This is a genomic window from Streptococcus sp. 2741 (assembly GCF_013276315.1).
GTDB lineage: Bacteria > Bacillota > Bacilli > Lactobacillales > Streptococcaceae > Streptococcus > Streptococcus pseudopneumoniae.
Genome location: NZ_VMKU01000141.1, coordinates 1 through 11,774, shown reverse-complemented (window position 1 = coordinate 11,774; position 11,774 = coordinate 1). Strand labels below are relative to the sequence as shown.

The window sequence follows — 11,774 nt, the reverse complement described above, 5'->3', positions numbered from 1 at the left end:
TTTGATTTTCGAAGAGTATAAGAAAAATCAGTCCCCTAAAGGAGTAGATTATGAAGTTATTGTCTATCGCCATTCCTAGCTATAATGCTGCAGCCTATCTTCATTACTGTGTGGAGTCGCTAGTGATTGGTGGTGAGCAAGTTGAGATTTTGATTATCAATGATGGGTCTCAGGACCAGACTCAGGAAATCGCTGAGCGTTTAGCCGACAAGTATCCTAACATCGTTAGAGCCATTTATCAGGAAAATAAGGGCCATGGCGGTGCGGTCAATCGTGGCTTGGTAGAGGCTTCTGGGCGCTATTTTAAAGTAGTTGACAGTGATGATTGGGTGGATCCTCGTGCCTACTTGAAAACTCTTGAAACCTTGCAGGAACTTGAGAGTAAGGGTCAAGAGGTTGACGCCTTTGTGACTAATTTTGTTTACGAAAAGGAAGGTCAGTCTCGTAAGAAGAGTATGAGCTACGAGTCAGTCTTGCCTGTTCGGCAGATTTTTGGCTGGGACCAGGTCGGAAATTTCTCCAAAGGCCAGTATATCATGATGCACTCGCTGATTTATCGGACAGATTTGTTGCGTGCTAGCCAGTTCCAACTGCCTGAGCATACTTTTTATGTCGATAATCTCTTTGTCTTTACCCCTCTTCAGCAGGTCAAGACCATGTACTATCTGCCTGTCGATTTCTATCGTTATTTGATTGGGCGTGAGGACCAGTCTGTCAATGAGCAAGTGATGATTAAGCGCATTGACCAGCAACTTAAAGTCAATCGACTCTTGGTAGACCAGCTTGATTTATCCCAAGTGAGCCACCCCAAAATGCGAGAATATCTGCTGAATCATATCGAGATTACGACGGTGATTTCCAGTGCCCTGCTCAATCGAGCAGGTACAGCAGAGCATTTGGCAAAAAAACGGGAGCTGTGGACCTATATTCAGCAGGAAAATCCAGAGGTTTTTCAGGCTATCCGTAAGACCATGCTCAGCCGTTTGACCAAACATTCAGTCTTGCCAGCTCGCAAACTGTCCAATGTCGTCTATCAAATCACCAAATCTGTTTATGGATTTAATTGATATAAGTATTTTATAAGAGGGATTTAAGAAAAATTTTAACTTTTTCTTAGTCCTTTTTAATTTTAGGATATTATACTAGAGTCATCAAATAAAGAAAAACTCTAAGGAGAACCCTATGAAATTCAATCCAAATCAAAGATATACTCGTTGGTCTATTCGCCGTCTCAGTGTCGGTGTTGCCTCAGTTGTTGTGGCTAGTGGCTTCTTTGTCCTAGTTGGTCAGCCAAGTTCTGTACGTGCCGATGGGGTCAATCCGACCCCTGCTCAAGTTGTACCTGAAGAGACATCGGGAACGAAAGAGGGTGACTTAGCAGAAACTCAGGGAGATACTGTTCTTGCTCAAGCGAAACCTGAGGTCGTTGCTGGAAATACGAACTCACTTTCTACACCTACAGAAGTAACTGAAGTGAGCGAGGAGACAAGCCCTTCTCGTCTGGATACACTTTTTGAAAAAGGTGAAGAAGCTCAAGAAAATTCAGAGCTAGCAGATGTCTTAAAAGAAGCTGTAGATACAGCTGATGTGGATGGGAAACAAGCAAGTCCAGAAGATATTAAAAAAGCTGTCGATGAGGATGTTAAAGACAGTATCGATGTCCCAGCGGGCTATCTAGAACAAGCCAAAGCTTCCGGTCCTTTCTTGGCTGGTGTAAACAAACCGCTTAAATATGAACTTTTCGCAGGAGATGGTATGTTGACTCGTCTCTTGCTCAAAGCATCTGACAAGGCTCCATGGTCAGATAATGGTAAGGATAAAAATGAAAAAATTCCACCAGTGAAAAATTTACCTGATGGCAAGTATTACTATCAAGTATCTTTGAATGGTAACACTACAGGTAAGCAAGATCAGGATTTATTAGATACACTTCGTACTAATGGTACAAATACCTATGAAGCTACCCTGACTGTCTATGAAGCAGCCGGTGATAAACCAAATTTGAATAAGGTTGTCAAGGAACGTAAAGTCAATATTACCTTGAACGGTCTTGTAACAAGAAGCGATGTCAAATCTGCAGTTAAAAACAACATCAAAGACAGTATCGATGTTCCAGCAGCCTACCTAGAACAAGCCAAGGGTGACGGTCCATTCACAGCTGGTGTTAACCATGTGATTCCATACGAACTCTTCGCAGGTGATGGCATGTTGACTCGTCTCTTGCTTAAGGCATCTGACAAGGCTCCATGGTCAGATAACGGCGACGCTAAAAACCCAGCCCTATCTCCACTAGGCGAAAACGTGAAGACCAAAGGTCAATACTTCTATCAAGTAGCCTTGGACGGAAACGTGGCTGGCAAAGAAAAACAAGAACTCATCGACCAGTTCCGAGCAAACGGCACTAAAACCTACAGCGCTACAGTCAATGTCTATGGTAACAAAGATGGTAAAGCAGATTTGACAAATGTCGTAGCAACTAAACAAGTTACTATTAACATAAACGGTTTAATTTCTAAAGAAACAGTTCAAAAAGCCGTTGCAGATAACGTTAAAGACAGTATCGATGTTCCAGCAGCTTATCTTGAAAAAGCTGAAGGAAAAGGTCCTTTCACTGCCGGTGTAAACCAAGTAATTCCTTATGAACTCTTCGCTGGTGATGGTATGTTGACTCGTCTATTACTAAAAGCTTCTGATAAGGCTCCATGGTCTGATAATGGTACAGCTAAAAATCCTGCTTTATCTCCATTAGGAGAAAATGTGAAAACAAAAGGTCAATATTTCTATGAAGTAGACTTAAATGGCAATACTGTTGGTAAACAAGGTCAAGATTTAATTGATCAGCTTCGTGCTAATGGTACTCAAACTTATAAAGCTACTGTTAAAGTTTACGGAAATAAAGACGGTAAAGCTGACTTGACTAATCTAGTTGCTACTAAAAATGTAGACATCAACATCAATGGATTAGTTGCTAAAGAAACTGTCGAAAAAGCTGTTAAAGATAACGTTAAAGACAGTATCGATGTTCCTGCAGCCTACCTAGAAAAAGCCAAGGGCGAAGGTCCATTCACAGCCGGTGTCAACCATGTGATTCCATATGAACTCTTCGCAGGTGATGGCATGTTGACTCGTCTCTTGCTCAAAGCATCTGACAAGGCTCCATGGTCAGATAACGGCGACGCTAAAAACCCAGCCCTATCTCCACTAGGTGAAAACGTGAAGACCAAAGGTCAATACTTCTACCAAGTAGCCTTGGAAGGAAATGTAGCTGGCAAAGAAAAACAAGAACTCATTGACCAATTCCGAGCAAACGGCACTAAAACTTACAGCGCTACAGTCAAAGTCTATGGCAACAAAGATGGTAAAGCAGATTTGACAAATGTCGTAGCAACTAAAAAAGTTACTATTAAGATAAATGTTAAAGAAACATCAGACACAGCAAATGGTTCTTTCTCACCTTCTAACTCTGGTTCTAGAGTGACTCCGATGAATCACAGTCATGCTACAGGTGCGACTCATCAAATGCCTACTGACCATAAGGACATGATGGCACCAGCCAAAGAGACTGATAAAGCAATGCCAGCAAATGACCAAATGGAAAAATCAGGTATGAAGACTGAGACTCCAGCTCCAGGTACTACAGATAGCATGCCTGCTGACACCATGACAAGCTCTACCAATACGATGGCAGGTGAAAACATGGCTGCTTCTGCTAACAAGATGTCTGATACGATGATGTCAGACAAGATGATGTCAGACAAGATGATGTCAGATGATAAAGCTATGCTACCAAATACTGGTGAAGCTCAAACATCAATGGCAAGTATTGGTTTCCTTGGGCTTGCGCTTGCAGGTTTACTCGGTGGTCTAGGTTTGAAAAACAAAAAAGAAGAAAACTAATCAGCTAAGGAAATAAATGATGGATAGTGGGCTGACTAAGGCTAGTTTACCAACTCAATCAGCAATCAGGACTTTCTTTCAATAGCAGATTAAAATCATCGTAAAACAATAAAAATAGTGTTATACTTAAAGCAGTATAGCACTGTTTTTATCAAAGGAGAGACAGATGGGAAAGACAATTTTACTCGTTGACGACGAGGTAGAAATCACCGATATTCATCAGAGATACTTAATTCAGGCAGGTTATCAGGTCTTGGTAGCCCATGATGGACTGGAAGCGCTAGAGCTGTTCAAGAAAAAACCGATTGATTTGATTATTACAGATGTCATGATGCCTCGGATGGATGGTTACGATTTAATCAGTGAGGTTCAATACTTATCACCAGAGCAGCCTTTCCTATTTATTACTGCTAAGACCAGTGAACAGGACAAGATTTACGGCCTGAGCTTGGGAGCAGATGATTTTATTGCTAAGCCCTTTAGCCCTCGTGAGCTAGTTTTGCGGGTTCATAATATTTTGCGCCGCCTTCATCGTGGGGGCGAAACAGAGCTGATTTCCCTTGGCAATCTGAAAATGAATCATAGTAGTCATGAAGTTCAAATAGGAGAAGAAATGCTGGATTTGACTGTTAAATCATTTGAATTGCTGTGGATTTTAGCTAGCAATCCAGAGCGAGTTTTCTCCAAGACAGACCTCTATGAAAAGGTCTGGCAAGAAGACTACGTGGATGATACTAATACCTTGAATGTGCATATCCATGCTCTTCGACAGGAGTTGGCAAAATATAGTAGTGACCAAACGCCCACTATTAAGACAGTTTGGGGGTTGGGATATAAGATAGAGAAACCGAGAGGACAAACATGAAACTAAAAAGTTATATTTTGGTTGGATATATTATTTCAACTCTCTTAACCATTTTGGTTGTTTTTTGGGCTGTTCAAAAAATGCTGATTGAGAAAAGCGAGATTTACTTTTTGCTTGGGATGACCATCGTTGCCAGCCTTGTCGGTGCTGGGATTAGTCTCTTTCTCCTATCGCCGGTCTTTACGTCGTTGGGCAAACTCAAGGAGCATGCCAGGCGGGTAGCGGACAAGGATTTTCCTTCAAATTTGGAGGTTCAAGGCCCTTTAGAATTTCAACAATTAGGCCAAGCTTTTAATGAAATGTCCCATGATTTGCAGGCAAGCTTTGATTCCTTGGAAGAAAGCGAACGAGAAAAGGGCTTGATGATTGCCCAGTTGTCGCATGATATCAAGACTCCTATCACTTCAATCCAAGCGACGGTAGAAGGGATTTTGGATGGGGTTATCAAGGAAGGAGAACAGGACCATTATCTAGCAACCATTGGACGCCAGACGGAAAGACTCAATAAACTGGTTGAGGAGTTGAATTTTTTGACCCTAAACACAGCTAGAAATCAGGTGGAAACGACCAGCAAAGACAGCATTTTTCTGGATCAGCTCTTGATTGAGTGCATGAGTGAATTTCAGTTTTTGATTGAGCAGGAGAGAAGAGATGTCCACTTGCAGGTAATCCCAGAGTCTGCCCGGACTGAAGGAGATTATGCTAAGCTTTCTCGTATCTTGGTGAATCTGCTCAATAACGCTTTTAAATACTCTGCTCCAGGAACCAAGCTGGAAGTGGTGGCTAAGCTGGAGAAGAACCAGCTTTCAATCAGTGTGACCGATGAGGGGCAGGGCATTGCCCCAGAGGATTTGGAGAATATTTTCAAACGCCTTTATCGTGTCGAAACTTCGCGTAACATGAAAACAGGTGGGCATGGTCTTGGTCTTGCGATTGCGCGTGAATTGGCTCATCAATTGGGTGGGGAAATCACAGTCAGCAGCCAGTACGGTCTAGGAAGTACCTTTACCCTCCTTCTCAATCTCTCTGGTAGTGAAAATAAAGCCTAAAACCCCTTTACAAATCCAGCTATTCATGGTAAAATAGATTTTGTGTGAAATATCAGCAGGAAAGCATGAAGCTCGTCAACAGGTGTCTTATGATAAGTAACCTTGGCTGTTTAGGCGAAGGGCATCTGCACGAATCAGGGCTTTCTAAGTGACTATTTCCACCGAAATATTATTTATATCAGGAGGACATTCACATGTCACGTTATACAGGACCATCTTGGAAACAATCTCGTCGCCTTGGCCTTTCACTTACAGGTACAGGTAAAGAATTGGCACGTCGTAACTACGTACCAGGACAACACGGACCAAACAACCGTTCTAAATTGTCAGAATACGGTTTGCAATTGGCTGAAAAACAAAAACTTCGTTTCACTTACGGTGTAGGTGAAAAACAATTCCGTAACTTGTTCGTACAAGCTACAAAAATCAAAGGCGGGATCCTAGGTTTCAACTTTATGCTTCTTTTGGAACGTCGTTTGGATAACGTTGTTTACCGTCTTGGTCTTGCGACTACTCGTCGTCAAGCTCGTCAGTTCGTAAACCACGGTCACATCCTTGTTGACGGGAAACGCGTTGATATCCCATCATACCGCGTAACTCCAGGTCAAGTGATCTCAGTTCGTGAAAAATCATTGAAAGTTCCAGCAATCCTTGAAGCAGTAGAAGCTACTCTTGGACGTCCAGCATTCGTATCATTCGACGCTGAAAAATTGGAAGGTTCATTGACTCGCTTGCCAGAACGCGACGAAATCAACCCAGAAATCAACGAAGCACTTGTCGTTGAATTCTACAACAAGATGTTGTAATATTTTATTAAATATGATAGGCTGTAAAGCCTTGAAACTAAGCACTTTAGGCCTCTATCCTAGAGTGCTTTTTTGATTTCTCTTAGTATCCAGCTATAATCGTCTATACGTAACTAGACCTGTATAGTTCAAAGTGATATAATAGTCTAAAGGAGGTGCTACCATGAATGTTTTAGAAAAAAACACACAGGTAAATTTTAAGACTAACAGAGACTTGTTAGAGAAAGCTAAAGCTATTATCACAGCGCAAAATCTTGATATGACAGCCAGTTTTAACTTGTTTTTAGAACACATTGTAGAAAATAAAGCCTTGCCATTTGAAACTCAAGTAGATAAAGAAAGAGAAGAACTTCTATCAGGGTTGCGTGCTGAAATTGCTCGTAGCTTTGAGGATTTAGAACATGGAAGAACTTACAGTCTTGATGAAGTGAGGGCTAACCTTGGAATTTAACGAGAAGGCATATAGCATCATTATCTCCGAAACGGTACAAGAACAGCTAAGAGGTATTAAAGATTATATCTCAGCTAACTACTTTTCAGAACAGGCAGGAGCAAACACAGTTAAGAATGTTCTTTATGGTTTGGAGCGTCTTGAAGTCTTCCCAGAAGCAGGATTTGATGCTGACGAAAGAGTAGGAGGGATTATATACCCACCCCACAAAACTCGATGCATCATTTTAGGAGATTACCTAGCATTCTATCATATTTTAGAGGACAGAAAAGCTGTCTTTGTATCAGATATTATTCATAGCAAACAGGACTACATCCGCTTGTTCAAGAAAAAATAGCGCCTATATATGAACTGCACCCCAAAAGTTAGATTTTTTCTGTCTAACTTTTGGGGTGCAGTTCAATTGGAATGTCCTTATTTTTATTATGGGATTGACAAATGAGGTTAAGGTTCAGATCTATGAACTTAGAAAGCAAGTACAAATCTTTAATCAGCTTTCAAAAAGATTTTGTGTAGATGTTTCGGGCTAAGGTATGTGACAAGATGAATTGATCGTTATGGAATAGAGAGTGTTAAAAATGGGAAGAATCGTTACTATTCCCCTGAATTAAAACAAGAAATAATCAATAAAAGCCTATATAATAACAAATGTATTAAAACTAAGAAAGACTTAGCTCAGTGTAATACAGAACCAAATCTTATAGATAAATTATTTGTCTAATTTTTTAGGAATTATATCTCTAAACAATATCATTTAACAATTAAATTGTTAGATCTAGCTTAAATTTCTGGTTTAATTCATTTATTGTATCACTATCATTATATTCCTTAAATATTCTCATAGCTTTAGAACATTCTTTTTTACCTAACTCTATTTGATTAGTTTTTATAAGATAAATACCTTTTAGGAAGAGTAAATAATTCTTTTCAAAATAATATCCTTGTCTGGTCAGTAAATTTTCTAAATCATCTATAAAAAATTGAGCGTTATTTAACAAATTATTTTTTAATAATAATTCTAAATTAAATAAATATAAAGGAATTACTCTATGTGTTCCCATATCTGTTTTTAAAAAATGTCGTGTTTTCTTGATTACCGCTCTATATAATAAGCTTATGGTTTTAGTGTTCATAAAAAACACCGAATTATAAAAAATTTTCAGTTCATACTCCATCCAAGTATCTACCGAAAGCAAATACTTTATTATCTCATTGCATTTAGATGTATTATAAGGAAGATTTACAAGGCGATTAATCTGTTGTTCAGCAATCAATTTTATGTGAAAATTGCATAAACTTCTTTCCTGCTTTTGTTTTAGCTCTATTTTCTTTATTAGTTCTTGTAACAAAATGATATCTGAAGAGTTTACAGCATGTTCTAATTCTTCAAAAAAGCATTCTTTTTTGGAATAATAGCAATGAACTAATTCTTCAAATTCCGAAAATGATATCCCCAGGCGATTTAACAATATGTAAAAATGATCAATAGATAATTTTGTAATCCCATTTTCGAAACGAGAAATAGTTGACTCACTAATCTTATCACAAGCCAAATCTTTAAGACGAAAATTTTTTGAAATACGGATATCCTTTAAAACTGCTCCAAAATTTTCCATAGTATTTCTCTTCCATTTCTGCAAAAAATAAAACCTGTTTTTTTATTTGTGATACGATTATACAAAAATAAAACAGAAAGGACAATATGATTATGAAAAAAATTTTATTGTCATCAGTTGCTTTACTGAGCCTAGTGGCAACACTACCAGTAAATAGTCCAGTTTCTGCTCAAGAATCTATCTCTCCCAAGGCTTATAGTCACTCCAATGGCAGTTGGATTCAATCGAATGGTCGTTGGTGGTATAAACATTCTGACGGTTCTTACACTAAAAACGGGTGGGAAAAGATCAATGAAACCTGGTACTATTTTGATAGTGAAGGTTGGATGAAAACAGGTTGGTTTAATGAGCATGGAAATTGGTATTATCTAGATGCTAGTGGTGCTATGAAAACAGGCTGGTGTTTGATTTCTGGTAGTTGGTACTATTTAAATACTAGCGGTGTCATGCAAACTGGCCTACAGACTATCGAAGGAAAACAATATTATTTGGCTGCCAGCGGTGCTATGCAGACAGGTTGGCACAATATTGGAGATGATACTTATTTCTTTGCTAGTAGTGGAGCAAGACAAACGATTAATCGCCGTGCTTTAGTTCTTGGTGAAACATCAACGAGAGCAGTACCTATCGAAGACGTTAATGCTATGGAAAAGGTTTTTGGTAACCAAAACTTTAGTAAAGTTGTTCGTTTCCCAGATAAAACTAAGTCCGAGATTATTGCAAAAACGCAAGAGCTTTTCAAATCTTCTATCGAAAGCGATGTGAACTATCTTTACCTTACTTGTCATGGAGGAAGAGACGGAAGAATCTATCTTGGTAGCGATGGTCAGACATTTTCAGGCTGGGAATTGGCATCTATACTGAAACAATATAAAGGTAAGTTTGTGGTTATGCTGGATTGTTGCTATTCAGGAACAATTATAGATGTAGGTAAGTCAGACAAAAAGGTTGCCTCCAAGTCTGAAGAAAAATTTGATGAACAAGCATTTTTGGCAGGATTTTCAACAGGAGATGTAGCAAGCAAGAATGGTGAAATGCTTGATTCTAAATTCCTCGTACTATGTGCCTCTTGGAAAGGCGAAGAATCGTATAGTGTAGTCGGAGTAGGTAGTCTTGCCACCAGATACTGGGCAATGGGTACAGGTTGGGATTCACTTCAAAATAGAATGATTTCGCCTATGGCAGACACCAATACTAACGGAAAAATTACTTTAGAGGAACTGTATCAATACTCTTATCCTCTAGTCCTTGAAGCTGCATCACAAATTCACGAAGAGCAACATGTATCAGTTTATCCTAAAAACAGTCAATTTGTTTTATTCCAAAAATAAGGAGTTAAGAAAATGAAAGTATCAAAAAAAATCACACTATTTGGTTTATCTCTAGCAGGTCTAGCTTTATTAGCTTTCCCTCATTCAGGTCAAGCCTTTGAGTTGGAAGAAGAATGGGTTATTAAGGGTGGGGTTAAGTATCAAGATGGCAAAATTCTTCGATTTAACAATGGCCATGAAGTGGATATCAAAGTCTTGGATTTGCCAAAAACTGAGAAAATCGAGTGGACGGTTAGTCTCAATGGTCAAGATCAGACTATCAATTTCCTAGGTCAAGAAAAGGACAAATCTATGGTCGGTACAGAGGGGCGTTACCTGAATTTCTATGTACCTTATGGCTATAGAGGAGATATCAAGGTAGAAGCCAAGAGCGGAAATGAAGTAAAGACCTGGTCCACTAAAGTAGTAGATGATGTATATAATGATGGCGGAAAGAGTGGTTACTTCCGTATTGACGAATCAAATGATCAACACACCTACCTTGATGCAAAATGGGACTATCAAACTAAGACCTACACTGCTACCTTACCAGAGACTCTCAATGGTCAAAAAGTGTTTGCTTGGGAAGACGACTATGTAGAATTGAAACTTCAAAAACCAGGAGTTATCAGTCATTCCTACAGAGGGGGAGGAGCCTTCAAAATACTTTATCCGATTCTAAAAGCAGAAAGCTGGCTAAAAAAGAATTACAGTGAAAAGTGGTACTATCAAAAACAAGGTCAATTAGTTAAAAATGCTTGGGTTAAGGACAAGGGAACTTGGTACTTTATGAATGATAAAGGAGTCATGTTCAATCAAACTTGGCTCTATCAGGGTGGCAACTGGTATGCCTTTAAATCATCAGGAGCTATGATTGCTAGCAATTGGCTATATGATAATAACTCTTGGTATTACCTAAAGGACTCAGGTTCTATGGCGACAGGTTGGATCAAAGATAGTGGATCTTGGTATTATCTAAACAACTCAGGTTCTATGGTAACAGGATGGGTAAAAGATAGTGGATCTTGGTACTACCTTGCTTCAACTGGTAAGATGCTTCACAACACCTATACACCTGATGGTTACTATGTAGATGCCAGTGGCGCTTGGAAATAAATTTTAAACAGAGAAAATCTACTGAGAAGGTAGGTTTTCTTTTTTAGTCAGTGAATAATATATAGTAGATTGAAACTAGAATAGTACATCTGGACTTCTAAAACATTACTAGAAATTGATTTGATTGTCCTGATTGATTTGTCCTATTTTTATTTCATTTTACTATAGAATAAAGTAGATTAGAAATTTAGCAGGGTTATTCTCTTTTACTAACAATCTGCTTACAAAAATTAAACAAGAGTATTTTAAAAATTAGACCCATTGTGAACTTTAGTAGTAAACAAAAATCTGGGAAAAAAGTTTTATAGTCATTTAGTTTTTAAAAAGCGTTCCAAACATTCAAAAATAGTTGGGACTTCCCTTAATAAATCTGTTACTTTCTTTTTCAAGATAGCCCAAGCTTGCTCAATAGGATTCAAATCCGGTGAATATGGCGGTAGAGGTAAGAAAAAGTGTTTATCTTGGATGCAGAGTTCATCCAAAATGTTCTTGGGATCAAAACTAGCATTGTCCATGATAATAACATGAGGTGTCTTCAAAGCAGGCAGGAGTTGCGTTTTGAACCACTCCACAAAGAAATCGCTTGTCCTGCTGTTCTTGTAAATCATGGGAGCTATAAACTCTCCGTCTACTTGTCCTGCAACAATTGAAGTTCGCTCAAAAC

10 protein-coding genes and 2 pseudogenes are annotated in these 11,774 nt (G+C 38.8%); 10 read left to right on the top strand and 2 right to left on the bottom strand.

From position 1 onward, the window contains the following. Positions 1-50 precede the first annotated feature (50 nt). From HT671_RS10720 to HT671_RS11820, 8 genes and pseudogenes are all read left to right on the top strand, one after another. Positions 51-1,067 carry a glycosyltransferase family 2 protein gene (locus HT671_RS10720; protein ID WP_000771879.1) on the top strand — a complete coding sequence of 339 codons (1,017 nt, stop codon included), beginning with the start codon at positions 51-53 and terminating at the stop codon, positions 1,065-1,067. Between the two features lie 115 nt (positions 1,068-1,182). Beyond that, the gene (locus tag HT671_RS10715) at positions 1,183-3,897 is read left to right on the top strand and encodes a PavB family fibronectin-binding SSURE repeat adhesin (RefSeq protein WP_138703031.1); all 2,715 of its coding nucleotides are present in this window, start codon (positions 1,183-1,185) and stop codon (positions 3,895-3,897) included. Positions 3,898-4,063: 166 nt separating this feature from the next. Then, on the top strand, positions 4,064-4,762 hold the full coding sequence (locus HT671_RS10710; RefSeq protein ID WP_000520643.1) for a response regulator transcription factor: 699 nt from the start codon (positions 4,064-4,066) through the stop codon (positions 4,760-4,762). Further along, complete coding sequence (locus tag HT671_RS10705; protein WP_138703032.1) at positions 4,759-5,811, top strand: HAMP domain-containing sensor histidine kinase; 1,053 nt, start codon at positions 4,759-4,761, stop codon at positions 5,809-5,811. Before HT671_RS10710 ends, HT671_RS10705 begins: the two co-directional genes overlap by 4 nt. A gap of 194 nt (positions 5,812-6,005) precedes the next feature. Then, the gene (gene rpsD, locus HT671_RS10700) at positions 6,006-6,617 is read left to right on the top strand and encodes a 30S ribosomal protein S4 (RefSeq protein WP_000092760.1); all 612 of its coding nucleotides are present in this window, start codon (positions 6,006-6,008) and stop codon (positions 6,615-6,617) included. Between the two features lie 163 nt (positions 6,618-6,780). Continuing rightward, entirely contained in the window at positions 6,781-7,068 is a 288-nt protein-coding gene (locus tag HT671_RS10695) for a type II toxin-antitoxin system RelB/DinJ family antitoxin (RefSeq protein WP_023939238.1), read from the top strand. Beyond that, complete coding sequence (locus HT671_RS10690) at positions 7,058-7,405, top strand: type II toxin-antitoxin system RelE/ParE family toxin (protein ID WP_000395510.1); 348 nt, start codon at positions 7,058-7,060, stop codon at positions 7,403-7,405. Before HT671_RS10695 ends, HT671_RS10690 begins: the two co-directional genes overlap by 11 nt. An 88-nt stretch (positions 7,406-7,493) precedes the next feature. Then, positions 7,494-7,705, top strand: a pseudogene (locus HT671_RS11820) (IS3 family transposase); the annotation flags it as partial. A gap of 124 nt (positions 7,706-7,829) precedes the next feature. Here HT671_RS11820 and HT671_RS10685 read toward each other — a convergent pair. Beyond that, the gene (locus HT671_RS10685) at positions 7,830-8,684 is read right to left on the bottom strand and encodes an Rgg/GadR/MutR family transcriptional regulator (protein WP_023932940.1); all 855 of its coding nucleotides are present in this window, start codon (positions 8,682-8,684) and stop codon (positions 7,830-7,832) included. Between the two features lie 92 nt (positions 8,685-8,776). Here HT671_RS10685 and HT671_RS10680 point away from each other — a divergent pair, with 92 nt between their 5' ends. Next, positions 8,777-10,015 carry a caspase family protein gene (locus HT671_RS10680; protein ID WP_050208272.1) on the top strand — a complete coding sequence of 413 codons (1,239 nt, stop codon included), beginning with the start codon at positions 8,777-8,779 and terminating at the stop codon, positions 10,013-10,015. Between the two features lie 12 nt (positions 10,016-10,027). After that, positions 10,028-11,110: an N-acetylmuramoyl-L-alanine amidase family protein gene (locus HT671_RS10675; RefSeq protein WP_000868697.1), complete on the top strand. Its 1,083-nt coding sequence runs from the start codon at positions 10,028-10,030 to the stop codon at positions 11,108-11,110. A 308-nt stretch (positions 11,111-11,418) separates the two neighbouring features. Here the strand turns inward: HT671_RS10675 and HT671_RS10670 are convergent. After that, positions 11,419-11,774, bottom strand: a pseudogene (locus HT671_RS10670) (IS630 family transposase); the annotation flags it as partial.

Bases quoted from the DNA above. Each gene is read 5' to 3' on its own strand.
- HT671_RS10685 (WP_023932940.1), bottom strand. From the start codon at position 8,684: ATGGAAAATTTTGGAGCAGTTTTAAAGGATATCCGTATTTCAAAAAAT.
- HT671_RS10680 (WP_050208272.1), top strand. From the start codon at position 8,777: ATGAAAAAAATTTTATTGTCATCAGTTGCTTTACTGAGCCTAGTGGCA.
- HT671_RS10720 (WP_000771879.1), top strand. From the start codon at position 51: ATGAAGTTATTGTCTATCGCCATTCCTAGCTATAATGCTGCAGCCTAT.
- rpsD (WP_000092760.1), top strand. From the start codon at position 6,006: ATGTCACGTTATACAGGACCATCTTGGAAACAATCTCGTCGCCTTGGC.
- HT671_RS10695 (WP_023939238.1), top strand. From the start codon at position 6,781: ATGAATGTTTTAGAAAAAAACACACAGGTAAATTTTAAGACTAACAGA.
- HT671_RS10705 (WP_138703032.1), top strand. From the start codon at position 4,759: ATGAAACTAAAAAGTTATATTTTGGTTGGATATATTATTTCAACTCTC.
- HT671_RS10710 (WP_000520643.1), top strand. From the start codon at position 4,064: ATGGGAAAGACAATTTTACTCGTTGACGACGAGGTAGAAATCACCGAT.
- HT671_RS10715 (WP_138703031.1), top strand. From the start codon at position 1,183: ATGAAATTCAATCCAAATCAAAGATATACTCGTTGGTCTATTCGCCGT.
- HT671_RS10675 (WP_000868697.1), top strand. From the start codon at position 10,028: ATGAAAGTATCAAAAAAAATCACACTATTTGGTTTATCTCTAGCAGGT.